Annotated in this window: 19 protein-coding genes; 13 read left to right on the top strand and 6 right to left on the bottom strand. The window is 40.1% G+C overall.

All coding sequences use genetic code 11. The annotated features are described in order from the left end of the window. Nucleotides 1-2: 2 nt before the first annotated feature. Genes fusA through rpsL form a run of 3 tightly spaced genes read right to left on the bottom strand, consistent with a single transcriptional unit; the run spans nt 3 to nt 3,075 of the window. Nucleotides 3-2,138, bottom strand: a complete 2,136-nt coding sequence (fusA, locus tag GR160_RS10070) for an elongation factor G (protein ID WP_160749750.1) — start codon at nt 2,136-2,138, stop codon at nt 3-5. A 20-nt stretch (nt 2,139-2,158) separates the two neighbouring features. Continuing rightward, nucleotides 2,159-2,635: a 30S ribosomal protein S7 gene (rpsG, locus tag GR160_RS10065; protein WP_160749749.1), complete on the bottom strand. Its 477-nt coding sequence runs from the start codon at nt 2,633-2,635 to the stop codon at nt 2,159-2,161. A 26-nt stretch (nt 2,636-2,661) separates the two neighbouring features. After that, a complete protein-coding gene (rpsL, locus tag GR160_RS10060; RefSeq protein WP_160750089.1) occupies nt 2,662-3,075 on the bottom strand; it encodes a 30S ribosomal protein S12 in 414 nt (137 codons plus the stop codon). Between the two features lie 180 nt (nt 3,076-3,255). Here rpsL and GR160_RS10055 point away from each other — a divergent pair, with 180 nt between their 5' ends. The 5 genes from GR160_RS10055 to GR160_RS10035 all read left to right on the top strand — a co-directional run bounded on the left by GR160_RS10055 (nt 3,256) and on the right by GR160_RS10035 (nt 11,783). Further along, the gene (locus tag GR160_RS10055) at nt 3,256-4,920 is read left to right on the top strand and encodes a hypothetical protein (protein WP_202390760.1); all 1,665 of its coding nucleotides are present in this window, start codon (nt 3,256-3,258) and stop codon (nt 4,918-4,920) included. Between the two features lie 135 nt (nt 4,921-5,055). Further along, nucleotides 5,056-8,280, top strand: coding sequence for a SusC/RagA family TonB-linked outer membrane protein (locus GR160_RS10050; protein WP_160749748.1), 3,225 nt, complete (start codon nt 5,056-5,058; stop codon nt 8,278-8,280). Further along, nucleotides 8,280-9,713, top strand: coding sequence for a SusD/RagB family nutrient-binding outer membrane lipoprotein (locus tag GR160_RS10045; RefSeq protein ID WP_160749747.1), 1,434 nt, complete (start codon nt 8,280-8,282; stop codon nt 9,711-9,713). The genes GR160_RS10050 and GR160_RS10045 overlap by 1 nt, the downstream gene beginning before the upstream one ends. Before the next feature lie 64 nt (nt 9,714-9,777). After that, nucleotides 9,778-10,512: a 23S rRNA (guanosine(2251)-2'-O)-methyltransferase RlmB gene (gene rlmB / locus GR160_RS10040; protein WP_160749746.1), complete on the top strand. Its 735-nt coding sequence runs from the start codon at nt 9,778-9,780 to the stop codon at nt 10,510-10,512. 95 nt (nt 10,513-10,607) lie between these two features. After that, nucleotides 10,608-11,783, top strand: coding sequence for an erythromycin esterase family protein (locus GR160_RS10035; protein ID WP_160749745.1), 1,176 nt, complete (start codon nt 10,608-10,610; stop codon nt 11,781-11,783). Nucleotides 11,784-11,896: 113 nt separating this feature from the next. On the opposite strand, the gene GR160_RS10030 is transcribed toward GR160_RS10035, so the two are convergent. The 3 genes from GR160_RS10030 to GR160_RS10020 form a co-directional block, all read right to left on the bottom strand. Then, the gene (locus tag GR160_RS10030; protein ID WP_160749744.1) at nt 11,897-12,712 is read right to left on the bottom strand and encodes a purine-nucleoside phosphorylase; all 816 of its coding nucleotides are present in this window, start codon (nt 12,710-12,712) and stop codon (nt 11,897-11,899) included. A 280-nt stretch (nt 12,713-12,992) separates the two neighbouring features. Then, on the bottom strand, nt 12,993-14,015 hold the full coding sequence (lpxK, locus tag GR160_RS10025; protein WP_160749743.1) for a tetraacyldisaccharide 4'-kinase: 1,023 nt from the start codon (nt 14,013-14,015) through the stop codon (nt 12,993-12,995). A gap of 110 nt (nt 14,016-14,125) precedes the next feature. Beyond that, nucleotides 14,126-14,560, bottom strand: coding sequence for a lipocalin family protein (locus GR160_RS10020; protein ID WP_160749742.1), 435 nt, complete (start codon nt 14,558-14,560; stop codon nt 14,126-14,128). Between the two features lie 370 nt (nt 14,561-14,930). Between GR160_RS10020 and GR160_RS10015 the strand changes: the two genes are divergently transcribed. The 8 genes from GR160_RS10015 (at nt 14,931) to GR160_RS09980 (ending at nt 21,072) form a co-directional block, all read left to right on the top strand. Beyond that, nucleotides 14,931-15,392: a hypothetical protein gene (locus GR160_RS10015; protein ID WP_160749741.1), complete on the top strand. Its 462-nt coding sequence runs from the start codon at nt 14,931-14,933 to the stop codon at nt 15,390-15,392. An 81-nt stretch (nt 15,393-15,473) separates the two neighbouring features. After that, the gene (locus GR160_RS10010; protein ID WP_160749740.1) at nt 15,474-16,568 is read left to right on the top strand and encodes a Nif3-like dinuclear metal center hexameric protein; all 1,095 of its coding nucleotides are present in this window, start codon (nt 15,474-15,476) and stop codon (nt 16,566-16,568) included. Nucleotides 16,569-16,696: 128 nt separating this feature from the next. Beyond that, nucleotides 16,697-17,476: a zinc ribbon domain-containing protein gene (locus tag GR160_RS10005; protein ID WP_160749739.1), complete on the top strand. Its 780-nt coding sequence runs from the start codon at nt 16,697-16,699 to the stop codon at nt 17,474-17,476. A 42-nt stretch (nt 17,477-17,518) separates the two neighbouring features. Further along, a complete protein-coding gene (locus GR160_RS10000) occupies nt 17,519-18,367 on the top strand; it encodes an alpha/beta hydrolase (protein ID WP_160749738.1) in 849 nt (282 codons plus the stop codon). 272 nt (nt 18,368-18,639) lie between these two features. Next, the gene (locus tag GR160_RS09995) at nt 18,640-18,912 is read left to right on the top strand and encodes a DUF2805 domain-containing protein (protein WP_160749737.1); all 273 of its coding nucleotides are present in this window, start codon (nt 18,640-18,642) and stop codon (nt 18,910-18,912) included. A 173-nt stretch (nt 18,913-19,085) separates the two neighbouring features. Continuing rightward, nucleotides 19,086-19,613, top strand: a complete 528-nt coding sequence (idi, locus tag GR160_RS09990) for an isopentenyl-diphosphate Delta-isomerase (protein ID WP_160749736.1) — start codon at nt 19,086-19,088, stop codon at nt 19,611-19,613. A 65-nt stretch (nt 19,614-19,678) separates the two neighbouring features. Continuing rightward, nucleotides 19,679-20,089 carry a 6-carboxytetrahydropterin synthase gene (locus GR160_RS09985; protein WP_160749735.1) on the top strand — a complete coding sequence of 137 codons (411 nt, stop codon included), beginning with the start codon at nt 19,679-19,681 and terminating at the stop codon, nt 20,087-20,089. A 14-nt stretch (nt 20,090-20,103) separates the two neighbouring features. Then, nucleotides 20,104-21,072: a type I phosphomannose isomerase catalytic subunit gene (locus GR160_RS09980; protein WP_160749734.1), complete on the top strand. Its 969-nt coding sequence runs from the start codon at nt 20,104-20,106 to the stop codon at nt 21,070-21,072. Nucleotides 21,073-21,091: the final 19 nt, after the last annotated feature.

Here is a 21,091-nt window from a genome sequence, read left to right as displayed (position 1 = left end):
AATTAAGCGTTTCCTTTTGCTTTTTTGATTACTTCATCTGCAATGTTAGATGGTGTTTCAGCGTAGTGAGAGAACTCCATTGTAGAAGTTGCACGTCCTGAAGAAAGTGTTCTTAATGTAGTTACATAACCAAACATTTCTGATAGAGGCACACTCGCTTTAATAACCTTAGAACCTGCTCTGTCGTCCATGTTGTTTATCTGGCCACGACGACGGTTAAGGTCACCTACTATATCACCCATGTTCTCTTCAGGTGTAAGCACCTCAAGTTTCATGATAGGCTCAAGGATAACAGCTCCGGCAGCTTTAGCAGCCTCTTTGTAACCCATTTTAGCAGCAAGTTCAAACGAAAGCGCATCAGAATCCACAGGGTGGAATGAACCGTCGATAAGTGTAACTTTCATACTGTCCATTTCATAACCGGCAAGAGGTCCCTGCTTCATAGCTTCTTTGAAACCTTTCTCAATTGCAGGGATGAATTCCCTTGGAATGTTACCACCTTTAACCTCGTTAACAAACTGAAGTCCCATTGGCACTTTTCCGTCAACTTCGTCAGCAGGCTCAAGTCTAAATACGATATCACCAAATTTACCACGACCACCAGACTGTTTCTTGTATGTTTCCCTGTGGTTAGCAGTACGTGTAATAGCCTCTTTGTACTCTACCTGTGGCTCACCCTGGTTAACCTCTACTTTAAACTCACGTTTAAGACGATCTACAAGGATGTCAAGGTGAAGCTCACCCATACCAGAGATAATAGTTTGTCCTGAAGCATGGTCTGTCCTTACAGTAAACGTAGGGTCTTCCTCAGCAAGTTTTGCAAGAGCCATACCCATTTTATCTACGTCGGCCTTAGTTTTAGGCTCAACAGCGATACCGATTACCGGATCAGGGAAGTTCATACTTTCAAGAACGATTGGGTGTTTTTCATCACAAAGTGTATCACCCGTTTTAATATCTTTAAAACCTACTGCTGCACCAATATCACCAGCCTCGATAAAATCGATTGGGTTTTGTTTGTTGGCGTGCATCTGGTAGATACGAGAGATACGCTCTTTGCTTTCGCTACGTGCATTGAACACATAAGAACCAGCATCAAGACGACCAGAGTATGCACGGAAGAACGCAAGACGACCTACATAAGGGTCTGTAGCGATCTTAAATGCAAGAGCTGAGAACGGCTCAGAAGCAGATGGCTTACGCGAAATAGGCTCGTCAGTATTAGGATCTGTACCTTCGATAGCTTCTTTATCAAGAGGCGAAGGAAGGAACTTACATACTGAATCCAGCATGAACTGAACACCTTTATTTTTGAATGAAGAACCACAAAGCATTGGAATGATAGCCATATCAATAGTAGCTTTCCTTAATGCCTCGTTTATTTCGTCTTCTGTAATTGAATTTTCATCTTCCATGAATTTTTCAAGAAGGTTCTCATCATAAGCAGCCACCTCTTCGATAAGTTGTGACCTGTATTGATGAACCTCTTCTTTCATATCTTCAGGAATAGGCACGATGTCAAAAGTAGCACCCTGAGTTTCGTCATGCCATACAATAGCCTGATTTTTGATAAGGTCTACAACACCTTTAAAATCTGCCTCTTCACCAATTGGCAATACCAACGGCACAGCGTTAGATTTTAGCATGTCTTTAACCTGCTGGCATACTGCAAGGAAATTAGAACCCTGACGGTCCATTTTGTTAACAAAGCCCATACGCGGAACCCTGTAGTTATCCGCAAGCCTCCAGTTAGTTTCTGATTGTGGCTCAACACCATCAACAGCACTAAAAAGGAACACAAGACCATCAAGAACCCTAAGAGAACGGTTTACCTCAACAGTAAAGTCAACGTGTCCCGGGGTATCGATAATGTTAAAGTGGTAAGGCTGTGTTTCAGGAAGTGCTTTACCTTGCTCAGTCGGGAAGCTCCATGTACATGTTGTAGCAGCCGAAGTAATGGTAATACCCCTCTCCTGCTCCTGTGCCATCCAGTCCATAGTAGCTGCACCATCGTGCACCTCGCCTATTTTATGCGACTTACCAGTGTAAAAAAGGATACGCTCTGTTGTTGTTGTTTTACCAGCATCAATGTGAGCAGCAATACCTATATTTCTTGTATATTTTAAATCTCTTGCCATTTCTATTTTTTCTTTATGGATTAAAACCTGAAGTGAGAGAATGCTTTATTAGCTTCCGCCATTTTATGAGTATCCATTCTCTTTTTAACAGCAGCACCTTCTTCTTTAGCAGCAGCTAAGATTTCAGAAGCAAGCTTTTGAGCCATAGATTTTTCATTTCTTCTCCTTGCATACAGTATCATCCATTTCATCGCCATAGATATCTTCCTGTCCGGACGAATTTGCATTGGTATCTGGAATGTAGCACCACCTACCCTGCGGCTTCTAACTTCTACGTGAGGCATAACGTTAGTTAATGCATCTTTCCAAGTTTCTAATGCTGATTTTTCAGCATCCTGCTTTTTAGTTTCTACAATTGCAATAGCATCATAAAATACTTTAAAAGCTGTTGATTTTTTACCGTCCCACATTAGGTTATTCACAAAACGTGTAACTAACTGATCATTAAATTGAGGATCTGGTAAAAGAGGTCTTTTTTTGGCCTGTCTTTTTCTCATGTCTTTTGTTTAAAAGCTTTTAATAATTACTTTTTCTTACCTTTTGCAGGTGCCGCTGCCGGTTGACCCGGTTTTGGACGTTTTGCACCGTATTTAGACCTGCGCTGCGTTCTACCCGCAACACCAGCCGTATCCAGAGCACCACGAACAATGTGATACCTTACACCAGGTAAATCTTTTACCCTACCGCCTCTAACTAATACTATCGAGTGCTCTTGTAAATTGTGTCCTTCTCCAGGAATGTAAGCATTCACTTCATTACCATTTGTTAAACGCACCCTTGCAACTTTACGCATTGCAGAGTTTGGTTTTTTAGGTGTAGTAGTGTAAACACGCGTACAAACTCCCCTTCTTTGAGGACAAGAATCCAAAGCAGCCGATTTACTCTTCTTAGTTATCTGGGCTCTCCCTGTTCTTACTAATTGTTGAATTGTTGGCATAATTAATACTAAAAATTTCTTATGTTTTATAAACCCGCTTTTTACGGGCTGCAAATGTAGCAATTATAATTTACAAAACAAATCATAATTCATTAATTTTCAAACAACTCAAACCGCTTTGCCTGCGGTTATATTTTTTTTGCGTTTTTTACGTTATTTGCACTGTTAAGCTTTTGGCGTTTGAAACAACACTTATACATACTTATAGCACTACTTACAACCCTTTTTGCAAAAGGGCAAAACCTGCACCTTAAAGCCGAAGGCCGCAATGCTGCCGAAACCAAAATAATAGATTCTGTTTCATACATCAAAAAGCACCCTAATGCAAAATCAATTCAGGACGAAACACAACTGCTGTCAAAAAAACTGTATCAGGCCGGCTATCTTGAAAACCGCGAACTTGCCCACCTAAAAACAAACGACTCTACTTTTATTTATTCCTTTATTATAGGTGCACAAACAAAATACATACATATATATACCGGCAAACTGAGCAACACCCAAAAAACACTCCTTAATATAGATAAAGACACTCTTGTAATGCCGCTGGGCAATGTCGAAACTTTTATGAACGGCAACATTGCCCTTCTCGAACAAAAAGGATACTCACTAAGCAGCCTGCAATTGGCAGGATACAGCAAAAACAAGCAAAACCTCGTAGCAAACCTTATTGCCTCTACCGAAAAGCTGCGCACCCTTGACGATATTGTTTTGGAAGGCTACGCAAAATTTCCCGAAGGCATTCGCCGAAACATTGCACGGCAGTATAAAGGCAAAACCTTTAATCAGGAAATATTGCAGCGCATACACAACGATTTTAATGCACTGCGCTTTGTGAGCCAGCCCCGCTACCCCGAAATACTTTTTAAAACAGATACCACTAAAGTATATGTCTACCTGCAAAAGGCAAAACCCAATGCTTTTGACGGCTTTATTGGCTTTAGCAACGACAACCAAAGCAAACTGAGCCTTAACGGATATGTAGACCTACTTTTAAACAACGTGCTTAACAGCGGAGAAAAATTTAACCTGTACTGGAAAAGCGACGGCAACAAGCAAACCACCTTTAACACATCATTAGAGTTGCCCTATATTTTTAAAAGCCCCGTAGGTATAAAGGCCGGGCTGAAAATTTTTAAGCAGGACAGTATTTTCCAAAATACCGCTACCGATTTGAACCTGGGCTACTACTTTAGCTATAACTCAAAGCTTTTTGCCGGATACCAGCAAACCACATCGGTAGATATACAAAACACCAACAACGCATCGCTTACCGACTATTCTAATAAATTTTATACCGCCACATACGAGTATGCCGCCTTTAATGCCAACGATTTTATATTTCCGCAAAAAACAGCATTGCAACTAAAGACCGGTACCGGAAGCCGAGATGGTAAAACAGGCAGCAGCAGCCAGTATTTTGCACAGTTTAGCCTTTCACACAATCTTTACTTAAACCCCACCAACATTATAAACCTTAAAAACCACACCTATTATTTAAAGAGTGACACCTATATTATTAACGAGTTGTATCGCTTTGGCGGAATAAACTCGGTGCGGGGGTTTAACGAAAACAGCCTGCAGGCAAACCTATACTCTGCCCTCATGACCGAATACCGCTACATGGCTGCACCAAACCTCTATGTACACTCCATTACAGATTATGGCTACTACCAGGACGAGACCACAAACACCAATCAAAACATCCTGGGACTTGGCTTTGGACTTGGTTTACTTACCAATACAGGACTTTTTAATATAATTTATGCCAACGGATCTACAAAAGGGCAAACCATAAAACTCTCAAATTCAATAGTTCATATCAGCTTCAAAGCTAATTTTTAACATTTTCAATGTTTTAACAAATTATTTAAATTAAATTTAACAAGTAGCTAATTTTATCTGAAAATTATCATAAAGGTTTTGTTATCGTTAAGTTATTGTTAGAGATTTGGTTTCGACTAACTCAATTAATACTAAATGAAAACAAGACTAAACGTTGTATTAACGCTGTTTTTTGCGTTAATAGTGCAAATCTCGTTTGCACAGGAAAGAGCAGTAACAGGGACAGTTACTGACGAGAGTGGTTTTCCTATACCGGGTGTAAACGTGGTAGTAAAAGGAACAACCAACAGCACCCAAACCGACATTGACGGTAAGTTTACCATCCAGGCCGCTTCAACACAGGTACTGGTTTTTACTTTTGTAGGCATGCAAACCCAACAGGTATCGGCAGGGAATGCTTCTGTAGCCATTATACTTAAGGACCAGGCAACAGAACTGGAAGGCGTTGTGGTAACCGCACTGGGCATTTCGAGAGACAAGAAATCCCTTGGGTATTCATCGCAAAAATTAGACGGTAACTCGGTAAACGTAACACCCACAAACAACTTTGTAAACAGCCTCTCCGGAAAGGTAGCAGGTCTTGAGGTTAGAAACAACTCCAATTTTGGTGGGTCGAGCAACATTGTGCTGCGCGGAACAAAGAGTATCTCGGGCAACAACCAGGCACTTATAGTACTCGACGGGGTAGCTATTGCTAACACCAACCTCAACACCACATCGGCAATGAACTCAAGGGTAGGTTTTGACTTTGGTAACTCTACATCAGACATAGACCCAAACAACATTGAGTCTATAACGGTACTGAAAGGCGCCGCCGCAACAGCCCTTTACGGCAGCCAGGCTTCTAACGGTGCGATTATGATAACTACCAAAAAGGGCAAAACCAACAGCGGATTAGGCGTAAGTTTCAGCACCACTACATCTGTAGGCCGTTACAACAAAGACACTTTTGTAAAGTATCAGAAAAAATATGGGGCAAACGGCTACAGCGGCGCTAACGACAGTTTTTATTCCGGCGATGCTAACGGAGACGGAATAGACGACCTTATTGTAGACACTACTGCCGACTCATCTTTTGGTAATGCGTTTGACCAAAGCCTGATGGTTTATCAATGGAATGCATTTGCACCCGGAAACCCTAATTATGGACAGGCCACACCCTGGGCTGCAGCAAAAAACGACCCGGGAAGTTTTTTTCAGGATTCATTCGGGTTGCAAAACAGCGTTAATGTAAACGGTGGCGACGACAAATCGACCTATAATTTTGGCTTTACAAACAATTATGAAACCGGTATAATGCCCAACAGCCGCCTGAATAAAAACAGTGTAAACGGTAATTTTAGCCGCAGCCTTTCCAGCAAAGTAAAAGTTACGGCATTTACTAATTTTACAGACCAAACCACCCAGGGCAGGAACAGCGTGGGCTATGGCGACAATATTTTAGGTGGTTTCAGGCAATGGTGGCAAACCAATGTTGACATTAAAGAACTGAGGCAGGAATACTTTAGAAACAACCAAAATGTTACCTGGAACATGGTTAGCCCGCTTGATGGCGACTTTAGCCCCGCTTACTGGAACAACCCTTACTGGGACCGTTATAAAAACTATCAAAGCGATGACCACACGCGCATACTTACAGGTGGTAATATTAGCTATGACGTGACCGATAACTGGAACATTTTAGGGCGTGTAACAGCCGATTACTCTAACGACAGGCTGGAGTGGAGAAAAGAGATAGGCAGCCACGCAGAAGAGTTTGGCATACAGGCCCTGGACGAAACATCGGGCTACAGGCTCTATACACGTACTTTTTTACAAACCACTTACGACCTGATTACAACATACGACTTCCAGTTGGGTAGTTTTGGAGGTAAGGCACTCTTAGGCACAACCTTTATTAAAACAAAAGTAGATGCCTATGACGGTTCTACCACCGGTGGCCTTGCCGCACCGGGATTGTTCTCGCTTTCAAACTCCAACACCTTTGTTGCGCCAATAGAAAGCGAACTTAATTACGAAAAACAAGGACTTTACGGCCAACTGTCTGTAGACTATAAAAAAACGCTGTATGTAGAAGGATCTTACCGATATGATGTTTCTACAGCACTCCCCCTTAGCAACAATTCTTATGATTACTATTCTATAGGCGGTAGTTTTATAGCATCTGAACTGATAAAAGCCGACTGGCTGTCTATGCTAAAACTAAGGGCCAGTTATGCAGTGGTGGGTAATGACCCCGCTTATGGAACCTTGGGAGCAAAAGATAACAAAGGGCTTTTAAACGGAAACCTGTTAATGGGCAATAGCACAACTTTTGTTGATTTTGAAGCCCTTAAACCCGAAAAACAAAAATCTACAGAACTTGGTATTGAGGCAAGCCTTTTTGAGAGCAGGTTAGCTTTTGATGTATCTGTTTACAAGAATAATACAGAGAATCAAATATTCAGTGTGCCGCAATCGGCATCTACAGGATATAGTTTTTCCTACATCAATGCCGGGGAAATACAAAATAAAGGTATAGAAGTAGCCTTAAGCGGCACACCCATTAAAAGCAATGATTTTTCCTGGGACGTGCGCCTAAACTGGTCTAAGAACAAAAACAAAGTACTTTCTTTAAATCAGGGGCGCGACAACCTTGTACTTGCTTCTTTTCAGGATGGTATAACGCTTAATGCCGCTGTTGGCGATTCATACGGCGCATTGAGGGGAACCGGATATACTTATGACGAGAACGGCAACAAACTTGTAGATGAGAACGGATACTACATTCCGTCTTCCAACCAGATCATCGGTAACATTCAGGCAGATTGGTTTGGTGGGGTTTACAACAAGTTTACCTATAAAGACGTGTCGTTAAGCGCGTTGATAGATATAAAACACGGTGGAGATGTATTTTCTTTAGACCAGTCTTACGGGCAATATACAGGACTATATCCCAACACTGCAGGAAATAACGAGCTTGGCAACCCGGTTAGAAATGCCGTTGCAGATGGCGGCGGGGTTTTAAACCAGGGCGTTCATGAAGACGGAACACCAAACACAACAAGGGTAGAAGCCAACTATGTAGGAGGAGCATTTGGTACAGATGCCAACCCGTCTCAGGCTTTTGTTTATGATGCTTCTTATGTAAAACTGAGAGAGGTAGCCTTAACCTACAGTTTCCCTTCTAAAATGCTTGAAAGAACATTTATTAAAAATATGTCTTTAAGCTTTTTAGGGAACAATTTATGGATTATCCATAAAAACCTGCCCTATGCAGACCCCGAGGCAGGTGCTTCATCCGGCAACATCCAGGGATTCCAGTCGGGTGTAATGCCGTCGATCAAAACATACTCGTTTAATTTAAAAGTAAGCTTCTAATGAAAAAGATAATATATACAGCATCAGTACTACTGTTGGTAATGGCTTCCTGCACGAGCGACGACAGTTCTTTTAACGATGATAAAGATAAACCTTATGTAGTGCCTGCCGAAACTCTGTTTGCCAACGCGCAGCGCGAACTCACAGACCAATCGGTTACACCCGAAGTAAACCTTAACCCTTTCAGGTTTTACACACAATACTGGGCATCTACGCAATATCCTGCCGAATCGCGCTACAATATTATTTCGAGAACCATTGCCGACAACCTTTGGGACAACCTATACAGGGATGTTTTGGGCAACCTTGAAAGCGCCCGGTTATTGATACAGGACGATGCCGAAAAAGATGCCGGAACAAAGCAAAATGAAATAGCTATAATAGAGATCATAAAGGTCTATACCTTTCAGTTAATTATAGACACTTTTGGAGATGCACCTTATTCTGAATCTTTAGATCCTTATAATGTATTGCCTGTTTATGATGATGATGCCGAAATTTACCCTCTGCTCATAACAAGACTGGATGCCGCATTAGATGATCTTGACGAGAATGAAGGCACATTTACATCGGGCGATATTATTTATGGCGGCGATATTGCCAAGTGGAAACTTTTTGGCAACTCCTTAAAAGTAAAACTGGGCATTGCCATTGCAGATGTAAACACTACCCTTGCACGGTCTGCCATACAAAGTGCAGTGACCGACGGGGTAATAACAACCAACACCGATAACGCAGTGTTTAACTACCCCGGTGCAGCGCCATTTTATAACCCTATTTATGCTCAAATTGTAAACAGCAACAGGAATGATTATGTAGTTTCTGAAAGCATAGTAAACACTATGAACACATTGAGCGATCCAAGGAGAGCCGTTTACTTTGAATCCATTGACGGGCAGTATTTGGGCGGTGTTAATGGAGCCGGAAACAATTATTTTAGCTTCTCGGCTGTTGGCACTACGCTAACCGAATCTAATTTTCCCGGTATATTATTTGAGGCCGCAGAAGTTAATTTTTATCTTGCAGAAGCTGCAGCCAGAGGCTATAGCGTTAACGGATCAGAGGAAGATTATTATAATGCCGCGATAAGGGCATCGTTTGATTTTTGGGGTGTTAGCGGCGCAGATGCTTATTTGGCAACCCCGGCGGTAGCATATGCCACAGCAAGCGGCACATGGCAGGAAAAAATTGGCACACAGGCATGGATTGCCTTTTACAACAGGCCTTTTGAGTCCTGGAACGAGTGGCGAAGGCTGGATTATCCGGTGCTTACCCCGGCTGTAAATGCTGTTCCGGCATCAGAAGGGCAGATACCTGTTAGGTTTACCTACCCTATAGATGAGCAAACGGTAAACACCGCTAACTGGACATCTGCATCCGGAGCTATTGGCGGAGACAAACTTACTACAAAGATTTTTTGGGATATAAACTAAATCCACAACAACACACCATAAAACCACCAGTAAAACGCTGGTGGTTTTTTTATACCTTTGTGCCATGGAAAAAGAACATCAGATATTTGGCATACGCGCCATTATAGAAGCCATACAGGCCGGCAAGGAAATAGACAAGGTTTTTATACAAAAGGATGCCCAGGGCGACCTGATGCGCGACCTGATGAAGGTAATGAAGCAAAAGAGCATTAACTTTAGCTATGTTCCCGTAGAAAAACTTAACCGCCTTACACCCAACAACCACCAGGGTGCTGTAGCCAGTATTGCCCCTATTAGCTTTTACAATTTAGAAGAAATGGTAGAAACGGTTTTGGAAAGCGGGAAAACACCATTGTTCCTTATACTGGATCAACTGTCTGATGCGCGAAATTTTGGTGCAATTATCCGTACGGCAGAATGCACCGGAGTTAGCGGCATTATTATACAAAAACAAGGATCGGCACCGGTAAACGGCGATACCGTAAAAACATCTGCCGGAGCAGTGTTCAATGTACCTATTTGTAAAGTAGAGCATATTAAAGATGCTATTTTCCACCTTCAGGGATCGGGTATAAAAACGGTTGCTGCAACTGAAAAAACTGAAAGTTCTTTGTATGACCTAAACCTAAACGAACCCGTAGCCATTATTATGGGCAGTGAAGACCGCGGAATAAACCCAAGCGTACTTAAAATTGTAGACGAAAAAGCCAAGTTGCCAATGTTTGGCACTATTGGATCGCTAAACGTATCTGTAGCCTGCGGTGCATTTTTATATGAAGCTGTAAGGCAAAGAGCATAATCAGTCAATTTGATAATTTGATAATGAACTGATTTAAACTTTTTTGATTGAAGCGAAAAAGTTTAAACCACTTCATTATTTTCAAGATACAAAAAATGAAAAAATCATTTTTATTACTGGTTATACTCTTTATTTATCAAACGCTCTATTCTCAAATGGAGAACAATACTTATGAACTAAATTCATTAGATCATAATTTTTTAACGGAAGATGTCAAGAAAATCATTGACCAGAATATAGAAGGAAAACAAACCGTTTTCCTCGGAGAATCAGTACATTCGAGTGGTTCGGATTTTCTTGCCAAAACAGAGTTTGTAAAGTACCTGGTAACAGAATACGGCTATAAAGATATTGTGTTTGAGGCGGATTTTATTAGCTTATTGTTTATTCATAATAAAAGAAATCTGCCTAACATTTGGAAAGAATCTGAACAATGTAAAGAATTGATGGCCTTTTTGAAAGATAATAATGTTACCATTTGGGGATTTGATATTCAAATGGGAGGGGATGCCCATTTCGTTTTTCCAAAAAAGATTAAGGAATTTTTGAGTACAAATGATATAGAGGTAGACGAAAAGTTTTTAAATCTTACCAATACATTTTTATTGAACACCTCAAAAGCCCGCAAAGTATTGTCAAAATCGGATATTGATTTTCTTAATAGTTATATAACAGCATTGCTACAAAACGAAAAAGTTAAAACTGAAAAACAATGGACACGTATATTAGAAAGTTACAAAGCGGATATTAAACTAAAGTACACAGACAGAGGTCAGTCTGTCCCACGACTAAATCCTACAAGAGATACAGAAATGGCTAAAAATCTTGATTTTATTGTAAAACAAAACCCTGATAAAAAGTTTATTGTGTGGCTTGCCAATGCCCATATGTCAAAATGCAATTATGAATACATGAAGGGATTAACAATGGGACATCAATTTAGAGAATTAAATCCAAATACCTCCTATCATATTGCGTTTGGTTCAGTTAACAGGTATAGTCGAGATGTAAAAGAAAAGACAATAGTAACGGCATCAAAAAACAATAATAACATTTTATATTATTTACCGTCAATACATAAAAACCATTTTCTTGACTCAAAGAGTGTTTTATCAGAATTTAGAAATAAAGGGTATGATGATTCATCTATTTTTAATTTGTATAACATATATTCCAAGAAGACAGATGTAAGCGAAAGAGATTTATTAAACCTTTTTGATGCTTTGGTTTTTATCGGAGAAGATTGGATAGAAGTGTCTTATGAAAAATAACATTGAACTGATTTAAACTTTTTTCAATTCTAAAATAAAAATGGATTTTGAGTCGGCTCAAAATCCATTTTTATTTTAAATCTGTAAACTTTATGACCTTATGACTTTTGACTTTACGACTCTATAATAAGTTGTTTTATAAGGTTTCGCACTTTAGGCTCGGCACTACGGGCAGCTTCGAGCACTTCTTCATGGCTAACCGTCGCAAGGTTATCGGGTGTATCACCCATATCGGTAATAACCGAAAGCCCAAAACATTCTACATCCATGTGGCGTGCCACAATAACTTCAGGAACGGTACTCATGCCCACACAATCGGCACCCAAAATTTTCACCATCCTGTATTCAGCAAGGGTCTCAAAGGTAGGCCCCTGTAAACCGAGGTACACACCGTCTTTAACCTCTATCTGTTCCCGTATTGCTATTTCTTTAGCCAGGCGTATAAGCGAACGATTGTAAGGCTCGCTCATATTTACAAACCTTGGCCCAAAACGCTCGTCGTTAGCTCCGCGCAGCGGATGCTCAGGCATTAAGTTTATGTGGTCGTTAATAATAACCACATCGCCCACCTTATAACCGGGGTTTACCCCACCCGATGCATTACTTACAATTAGCTTTTGCACGCCAAGCTGTTTCATTACCCGAACAGGAAATGTTACCTGCTGCATGCTGTAGCCCTCATAAAAATGAAACCTGCCCTGCATAGCTACCACTTTTTTAGAGCCAATAGTGCCAAATATAAGCCTACCACCATGCCCGGCAACGGTTGTTACAGGGAAATTAGGAAGATCGGTGTAAGGAATTGAAAACTCTATTGCAATATCATCTACAAAATTACCAAGGCCGGAGCCAAGTATAATACCATCCTGAGGCGTAAAGTTGGTTATGCTAAATATATAATTGGCCGTTTGTTCTACTTTTTCCCACATAATTTTAAACATTTATAAGCTGCAAAAAGGAGCAGCTACTACATCAAAGGTACGCAAAACTGTAGTTTTTTACCTTCATTTTGGGTTAATCTTTCCTCCCTTAAAAATACCTAACAGTAGGTATTTTTTAATTGAAAACGATATAGTATGTTTGTAACCTAAATTACTTATTTCCAATAAATAGTAATAGTGCAGTGTATAGATAGTTTTCCTTTCGTAGAAAAGCCGGCATATAATTTCCGGCTTTTTTTATGCAGTACAGCTTGGGCAAAAAAAGGGTTTATGCAAATATGTTAGCTTCAACATAATGAAGTACAGAACGGTCAAACTCGTCTCCATCATTTAAAAAAACAGTTTTAATGGACAGGAAAAACAATTTATCTGTTGGCAATTTTCCTTTTAGCCTTACATAATCTTTCTCGGTGGTAACAATAATTTTGTCTTTGCTAAGCGCTATCAGCTCGGCTACCTCTGCATCCGTAAAATCATGATGGTCGGGGTATGCCCTGCAAACATCAGTAGCATTAGCAACATGATCAAAAAAAGGTTTTGGCCTTGCAATGCCTGCAATTACAACTTTTGGTTTATCTTTAAGCTGCTGCATTGATATTTTTCCCGTTTCAGAAAAAACATGATCATCATAGCCTATGGCAGTAAAATAAACACTCTGCCCCTTTTTAGGTTTTAGCTTATTTACAACGGCCTTCTGTTGAGTCTCTGATAAGTTTGGGGGGCACTTTGTAACCACAATAACCGCAGCCCTTGCAGCCCCACTCCTACCCTCGCGAAGGTTTCCCGCCGGAAGCACATAATCATTAGCATATAGATCATTATAAGGAGTAAGCAAAATATAAAATCCGGCTTTAACACGGCGGTGCTGATAGGCATCGTCAAGTAAAACAACCTGCAGCCCGGGCACCAACCTTTGCAACTGTTCTATACCGTTTTTACGGTTGGCATCTACTGCTACAGTTATATGAGGGAATTTAGAATAAAACTGATAGGGCTCATCTCCTAAAATATCAGCAGTAACATTGGCCTCTGCCAAAACAAAACCTTCGCTTTTGCGCTTGTAACCACGGCTAAGTGTTGCCGTTTTGTATCTATCCGATAGCAGCCGTATTAAATATTCGGTTTGAGGGGTTTTGCCCGTACCACCTGTACTAAGGTTGCCCACAGCTATAACAGGCAGTTTAAATGTATAGGATTTAAAGACACCAGTATTGTACAACAGGTTTCGCACCAGCATTACAAGCCAGTAGAGCAACGAAAAAGGCAAAAGAAATTTTCTTAAGAAGCGCATGCTGCAAAAATAAGGGTTTATTGCGCACACTTATTACACTGAGCAAAAAACATCATATAAAACAAAAATGCCCCGGAAAAACCGGAGCATTTTAAAAAAAATATCACCACTTATTGTCTCGTATAAACAGAAACAAATTGAGCACCTGGCATTTCTTCATCAGTAGAAGTAATTTTCAATGTTGAATTATCCAACACCACAATTGTAGCTATTTCTGCATTTGCGCCTGTACCAATTGTTATTGTATTTCCCGACCTTGTCCACGTAGAGGCATCATTAGTAAATGCACATTCAGATGTGTAATAATCTACATCATTAAAAACTCCACCCGCAACAAACTCTACATAGTCTTTACTACAACCCGATTGATGTTCATCATAATCCAAAAGCACTTCCTGTCCTGATGCAGCTATCCCAGATTTAGAATAGAACCACTTACCCTCTAGAGGTGCGCTTGTTGAAGAGCCTGCATCGTCGTCTCCTGAACATGAAGAAAAAATTGCTGCAGCCGCGAATAAACCTAATAATAATTTTGCGTTTTTCATTTGTTAGTTATTAATTGTTATTTTCGCAAACATATAATTAAATTGTAAATAAAAAAATTAATTTTAAGATTTTTTGTTTAAGTATTTATACTTAATTAACTTTTTTAATTGCAATTATTAAATAAATTTAACATTGAAATTAAATTTTATAACCTTGAAATAACGACAATAAACCATGGCGACTTTATGATAATTTTTTCACAATAACACAACTTTGCACCTGCTAAACAACCTCTAACCCGTATAGCCACTATTATTAAGTATCAATAAAACGATTTTGACAAAAAACAAAACTTTTAACGGAAAGATTTGGAATTGACGTGTGTTTTTCATTTTTTTGCTGTGTCACAAAAAATAACAATTGCTTATTATGAAAAAGCTTATTCTTTCTGTAGCCCTACTGGCCGGAATAACGTTTATAGCCTGTTCTGATGAAGATAACGTAATACCTGTAGTTGCTTACAGCGGCTGCCAAGCGTGCGAGATTGCAGCAGATTCGCTTTCTAACCTTCCTAACGAAAACTATGATGTTTGTGTAGGAGCATCCGATACTATTGTATATGTAAACGGTGCTTACACGGGTATAAGACCGGAACGCTACTTCTCTCTTTTTTGTGACAATGCCTATGGAGAAGTTACAGAGCCAACAAACCCGGGCAACAACGTAAACTGCGTTACATGCCAGTCTTATGTTAACTCGGCCGGTGAAACCATAGCTGCAAGCGAAGTTTGCCGTGCTGCCGATGGAAGAGCTATTGTTGCCGGAGACACACTTGCCGCAAATTATGACACCTATATTGCCACGCAGCTTACACTTACAACCTGCCAGTAATTATAAAAAATATACTATATTTAAACTGCCCTTTAAGGGCAGTTTTTTATTTTACCCCTTAGCATTCTATCAATACGAAAAATGAAGATAAAAGATATAATTTCTGTTCTCGAAACCATGGCACCCATTGCCTATGCCGAAGATTTTGATAATGTTGGCCTACTTACAGGAAATGCCGAAACGAATGTTACCGGAGTACTGGTATGCCACGATGCTTTAGAGACAGTTATAAATGAAGCCATACAGCAACAATGCAACCTTGTGGTGTGCTTTCACCCCATACTTTTTAGCGGATTAAAAAAAATTACAGGAAAAAACTATGTAGAGCGAGCCATTATTAAAGCCATTAAAAACGACGTGGCCATCTATGCCGTTCACACTGCATTAGACAACCACAAGCAGGGTGTAAACAAAATATTTTGCGATGCTCTTGGCCTTAGCAACACCAAAATACTATTACCAAAAGAAGGTTTTATTAAAAAGCTGGTTACCTATACCGTTCCTGAAAATCACGAAAAACTGCGCAATGCACTTTTTGCAGCCGGAGCAGGCAGTATTGGCAACTACAACAATTGCAGTTTTAACAGCCATGGAACCGGCACTTACAAGGGCAACAGCGAAAGTAATCCGCAGGTGGGTGTTCGCGGAGAATTTACCGAAACACCGGAAATTAAAATAGAGGTAACCTTTGAAAAACATCTTGAAAACAGGATACTAAAATCTTTGTTTACTAACCATATTTATGAAGAAGTTGCCTATGAGGTGTACAGCCTGAGCAACAGCCATCAAAATATTGGTATGGGAATGACAGGCGACCTGGCCCAGCCCATGGAAGAAAAGGAGTTTTTGCATTTTGTAAAAGAAAAAATGGTTGCTAACGGCATTAGACACAGCGCATTTACAGGCAAAAAAATTAGCAAAGTAGCTGTTTTGGGCGGATCTGGAAGTTTTGCCATTAAGGCAGCCATTGCAGCCGGAGCAGATGCTTTTTTGACCGCCGACCTTAAATACCACCAGTTTTATGAAGCCGAGGGGCAACTGCTGCTTGCCGATATTGGTCATTTTGAAAGCGAGCGTTATACTGCAAAATATATGGCAGACTATTTAAGAAGCAATATTGCCGATATTGCGGTCTTAGAAACTGCAGTTGATACAAACCCGGTAAACTACCTGTAAGTTTTTCAGGCTCAAAACAAGCAATTTACACAAAATTTTATATCCTTGTTTATGTTAGAAAAAAAATCATTAATTTTGCAAACATTTTATTGGGAATAGAATACAAATCCAGTTAAGTACACACATATATGGCGAACATCAAGGAACTAAGTGTTGAAGAAAAGCTAAGAACACTTTATGATTTACAGTTAATTGATTCAAGAATTGATGAAATAAGGAATGTAAGAGGCGAATTACCTCTTGAAGTAGACGACCTTGAAGATGAAGTGGCAGGCTTAACAACAAGGCTTGAAAAACTTAAAACCGACCTTGAGTCTATAGAAGAGCAGATTAAAGAAAAGAAAAATGCTATAGACGACCACAAAGCAGCCATAAAAAAATATACTGAGCAGCAAAAAAATGTGCGCAACAACAGGGAATTCAACTCTTTAACTAAAGAAGTTGAATACCAGGAACTGGAGATACAGCTTGCTGAAAAACACATTAAGGAGCTTAAGGCATCTATTGAGTTTAAAAAAGACTCTATTGCACAATCTCAGGAAAAACTTGACGCAAAAAGCAGTCACCTTAACCACAAAAAATCTGAGCTTGATGCCATTATGGGTGAAACTCAAAAAGAGGAAGCTTTTTTAAGTGAGAAATCAGCCGAATATGAATCGCAAATAGAAGACAGGCTTCTTGCTGCCTACAAAAGGATACGTGGCAGCGTAAGGAACGGTCTTGCAGTAGTGAGTATAGAAAGAGGTGCATCGGCAGGTTCATTCTTTACCATTCCGCCACAAACGCAAATGGAAATTGCCTCTCGTAAAAAGATCATTACAGACGAGCACAGCGGCAGAATACTGGTAGACAGCCTTCTTGCAGAAGAAGAAAAAGAAAAAATGGAGCAATTGTTTGCTAAAATATAATACTGAAAGCTTCGCACACCGCGAAGCTTTTTTCTTTTCGCCATGCAGAAACTTTTTAAAACCATTATTGCCAAGCTGCTTGGCTTTTATATAAACCTGCTTAGCTGCCTTACTCCAAAAAAGGCACAAAAGCTGGCTTACCGTTTTTTTAGCGAACCCCAAAGCGGCAGGCTTTTTAAAGACAGCCTCCCATCGGTGCTACAGGAAGCAGAAACCGAAACGGTTACTTACAAAGACATGCTTTTTCAAACCTATGTTTGGAAAGGAAATGCCTGTAAAGTATTGCTAATACACGGTTGGGAGAGCAATGCAGCCCGCTGGAAGCTTTTTATAACCTATCTTAAAAAGGCAGGATGCACTATTATTGCCATAGATGGACCAGCACATGGGCTGTCGTCAGGTACGGAATTTACCATACCACGCTATGCCGAATTTATGGATATTATTGTGCAGCAATACCAGCCTCAATATTTGGTGGGACACTCATTAGGCGGCAGCACCATACTTTACTATCAAAGCCATTACAATAGCAACAGCATACAAAAAATGGTAGTTATGGGTGCCCCATGCGATTTTACCATGATCCTGAGCAATTACATAAAAACACTCAGCCTGAGCAAAAAATCGGCTCAACTGCTAAACAATCATTTTATTGAAGAGCTTGGCATAAACACCGAAGAATTTTCGTGCGGGCTGTTCGCTTCGAAAATTACTGCACAAGGACTAGTGGTTCATGACGTAGATGACACTACCGTGCCATTTAAAGAGGGCAGAAAAATTGCCGAATCGTGGCCAAATGCACAATTTTTGCGCACCAAAGGCCAGGGACACAGTATGCACAGCGACGCAATGTATTCTAAGATCTATTCTTTTTTGTTTGACGTGCAGTAATAAACACCACTCAAATTTATACAACTAAATCTGTAGCCGCTACCTTACAGTATTACATCTGCCTACCCTACTCTTTCTTAAAAAAGAGACCTAAATTAAATTATTTTAAAGATTTTGTAACCGAAAGCTAAATTTGCCTGCCGGGCAAACGACTGTTTTTACTAATTCAACAAAAAAACACCCAACCGTTACATCTAATTGTTTTTTTTAGTAATATTGGTAAACAATCTTAAACATTTAATTGAATTACCTGATTTTAATTTTTTCATGTGATGAAAAAGAGTAGCCGTGCCGAACTTGATAAGGAAGCATTAGACAAAATTGTAACGCTTGCCCAGGAAGAAAAAAAACCTTTTGACGAGATACGATCACAATATGGACTATCTGAAAAGGAAGTAACAGAGATCATGAAGAAAAAGTTATCACCCGATAATTTTGAACTTTGGAAGAAAAAAACGGCCGCTAAAAAACCAAAGCCTAAACCGCTTAGCAGCCTGGAAGACGATGAGTTAGACTCTAAATATTATTTTAAGAATAAATTTTAAACCGTAAAAAAGCCGCAGGATAGTATATGTTTTGCGGCTTTTTTATGGCAAATATTTTCTAAATACGGCAGCAGTAAACCTGTAGACATAAACTAATCTAAACCATTGCTAACATTAAGTTAATAGCCTGTTTTTCGCAAAGTTTTTCTTATTTTTGAAAGCTATTTGCAATTATGGAAGAAGAACAAGTAATATTGGTTAATGAGCGTGATGAGCCTATAGGGCTGATGCCAAAAATGGAAGCCCACGAAAAAGCATTGCTTCACCGTGCATTCTCGGTGTTTGTGCTTAATGATAAAAATGAGATAATGCTCCAGCAGCGCGCGGCAGATAAATATCATTCGCCCCTACTATGGACCAACACTACATGCAGCCACCAGCGCGAGGGCGAAACCAACCTACAGGCAGGTACCCGTCGTTTGCATGAAGAAATGGGTTTTACCACCCCACTTAAAGAGCTGTTTTGGTTTATTTACAAGGCCCCTTTTGACAACGGTCTTACAGAGCATGAGCTCGACCATGTAATGATTGGCCACTACAACGAAGCCCCGCACATAAATCCTGAAGAGGCCGAAAGCTGGAAATGGATGGCTATTGAAGATGTAAAAACAGACATGCAGGCACACCCTGAACTATATACCGTTTGGTTCAGGATAATATTCGACGAGTTTTACCATTATTTAGAAGAACATACAATTTAGTTTTTTAGTCGCAGTCACAGTTTGCAGGCTTTGAGCAACAACAAACAACAAACCATAAACCTAAAGTGAAAGTTACCGTAAACAGGAGTGCCCATTTTAATGCTGCCCACCGCCTTCATCGCAAAGATTGGACGGAGGAGCAAAACAACGCTGTTTTTGGTAAATGCAATAACCCTAATTTTCATGGGCATAACTACGAACTGATTGTAGGTGTTACCGGAGAAATAGACCCGCAAACCGGCTATGTTATTGATATAAAAATTTTAAAGGACATTATTACCGAAGAAGTAGAAAATCCTTTTGACCATAAAAACCTTAACCTTGACGTGCCGGAATTTGCTAACCTGAACCCCACTGCCGAGAATATAGTGGTGGTAATATGGAACAGGATAAAAAAACGCATTAACCCTGAGCACGAACTTGAGGTAACCCTATATGAAACACCAAGAAATTTTGTAACCTATAAAGGACTTTAACCAATCATTTATTTATGAGCATACAATTGTACCCACTGGTATTTGAACCCATACTGCAGGACAGGATTTGGGGAGGCACTAAACTTGAAACCGATCTTGGAAAGAAAATACCTACCCCAACAACCGGCGAAAGCTGGGAGCTTAGTGCTGTACAGGGCAATGTTAGCGTGGTTAAAGAGGGCGAATATGCCGGAAAACCCCTTACATATCTTTTAGAAGAATATCCTGCCGAAGTGCTGGGCACAAAGGTTTATGAGCAATTTGGAAAGCAGTTTCCGCTATTGTTTAAATTTCTTGATGCACGCGAAGACCTTTCTATACAGGTACACCCTAACGATGCACTGGCTAAAGAACGCCACAACTCTTTTGGAAAAACCGAAATGTGGTATGTAATGCAGGCCGACCCCGGATCGCGCATTATTGTGGGCTTTAAACAAAAATCGAGTGCAGAGGAATATGTACAGAAACTTGAAGAGAAAAAACTGTTAGATATCCTTAATCAGGTAGAAACCAAAAAGGGCGATGTGTTTTTTTTGGAAACAGGTACTATACACGCCATTGGGGCAGGCATTGTGATTGCTGAGATACAGCAAACAAGCGACATTACGTATCGTATTTATGACTGGGACAGGGTAGACGCCAACGGCAATGCACGCCAACTACATGTGGAAGAAGCACTGGACGCTATGAACTACAACCCTACCGATACTCAAAAAACATACAACCAGGAAACCAACACAAGCAACACCATGGTAGACTGCCCGTATTTTACCACTAACTTTTTACCATTGAAGGGATCTGCAGAGGTTAGTAAAAACGGCAACAGTTTTACAGTTTATATTTGTACTGAAGGCGACTACACTGTAAATTTTGACGGTAGCGACTATAGCTTTAAAAAGGGAGATACAGTATTGTTACCTGCTGCTTTAAAAAACTATACCATAACAGGTACAGCTACCCTGTTAGAAATATATATTTCTTAACAAATTAGTGGCAGATAAA

It is taken from the genome of Flavobacterium sp. Sd200 (genome assembly GCF_009826935.1).
Lineage (GTDB): Bacteria > Bacteroidota > Bacteroidia > Flavobacteriales > Flavobacteriaceae > Flavobacterium.
The sequence above is the reverse complement of the archived record's forward strand: the minus strand, read 5'-3'. Positions and strand labels throughout refer to the sequence as shown.